The sequence below is a fragment of the Desulfofundulus sp. genome (genome assembly GCF_049701015.1).
Taxonomy (GTDB): Bacteria; Bacillota; Desulfotomaculia; order Desulfotomaculales; family Desulfovirgulaceae; genus Desulfofundulus.
Genome location: NZ_JBNATZ010000396.1, coordinates 1 through 1500, shown reverse-complemented (window position 1 = coordinate 1500; position 1500 = coordinate 1). Strand labels below are relative to the sequence as shown.

The following is a 1500-nucleotide window of genomic DNA, read 5'->3' as shown; positions in this document are numbered from 1 at the left end:
TGAGGCTGCCCGGAAGGCCCGGGAGTTGACGAGGCGCAAGAGCGCCCTGGAAACTGCATCACTTCCCGGCAAGCTGGCAGATTGCTCCGACCGGGACCCCAGCAGGACGGAACTTTACCTGGTGGAAGGAGATTCGGCGGGCGGTTCGGCCAAGCAGGGCCGGGACCGCCGGTTCCAGGCCATCCTCCCCCTGCGGGGGAAAATCTTGAATGTGGAGAAGGCGCGGATGGACAAGATCCTGGCCAATGAGGAAATCCGTGCTCTGATCACGGCCCTGGGTACGGGTATAGGAGAAGATTTCGACCTGAGCAAGGCCAGGTACCACAGGATACTGCTCATGAGCGACGCGGACGTGGACGGGGCACATATCCGCACATTACTTTTAACTTTCTTTTACCGTTACATGCGTCCACTTTTGGAAGCTGGTTACGTTTATATTGCGCAACCTCCCTTGTACCGGGTTCGCAAGGGAAAGGTCGACCGTTATGCTTACAGCGACGCGGAACTGGAAGAAATCCTCAAGGAAATTGGCCGGGACGGTGTTTCCATACAGCGATACAAGGGTCTTGGTGAGATGAACCCGCAGCAGCTCTGGGAGACCACCATGAACCCCGAAAAGCGTACCATTTTGAAAGTAAGTATAGAGGACGCCATAGAAGCAGACGCCATTTTTTCAATGCTCATGGGAGACCGGGTCGAGCCCCGCCGGGATTTTATCCAGCAGAATGCCAGGGCCGTGCGTAACCTGGATATCTGAACAAAATAAAAACGCAAGTCAAAAATATTCTTTTGAGGTGACCTTTGTTGTCCTTTCCTATTGGCAAAGTTATTCCCATCGACATCAACGAAGAAATGAAACACTCCTACCTTGATTACGCCATGAGCGTAATCGTCGGCCGGGCACTGCCCGATGTACGGGACGGGTTGAAACCGGTGCACAGGCGCATTCTCTACGCCATGCACCAGCTGGGTCTTACTCCCGACCGCCCCCACCGCAAAAGTGCGCACATCGTGGGTGAAGTGATGTCCAAGTTCCACCCCCACGGGGATATGGCCATTTACGACGCGCTGGTGCGCATGGCGCAGGATTTTGCCAGCCGTTATCCCCTGGTGGACGGTCACGGCAATTTTGGGTCTGTTGATGGCGACGCACCAGCCGCCATGCGATACACAGAAGCCCGCATGGCCCGCATTACCATGGCCATGCTGTCTGATATTGAAAAAAATACGGTCGATTTTATTCCCAACTATGACGGCAGTACCGAAGAACCCACAGTATTGCCCTCCCGTATCCCCAACCTGCTCGTGAACGGTTCTTCGGGCATTGCTGTCGGTATGGCTACGAACATCCCCCCTCACAACCTGGGGGAAGTTATCGATGGCCTGGTCAGGCTGATAGACAACCCGGACATTACCATCCCGGAATTGATGGAGTTTATTAAGGGGCCCGATTTTCCCACCGGGGGGAAAATCATGGGCCGCCAGGGGATCCGGGAAGCC

General features: G+C 55.2%; 2 protein-coding genes. Both read left to right on the top strand.

Features of this window, described 5'->3' with window-relative positions; genetic code table 11:
* Positions 1-757, top strand: a 757-nt coding sequence (locus ACPLUI_RS14800; RefSeq protein WP_424661004.1) for a toprim domain-containing protein, incomplete at its 5' end; no start/stop codon positions are given.
* A gap of 95 nt (positions 758-852) precedes the next feature.
* Positions 853-1500: DNA gyrase subunit A (locus ACPLUI_RS14795; protein ID WP_424661005.1), on the top strand; the 648-nt coding region annotated here is incomplete at its 3' end.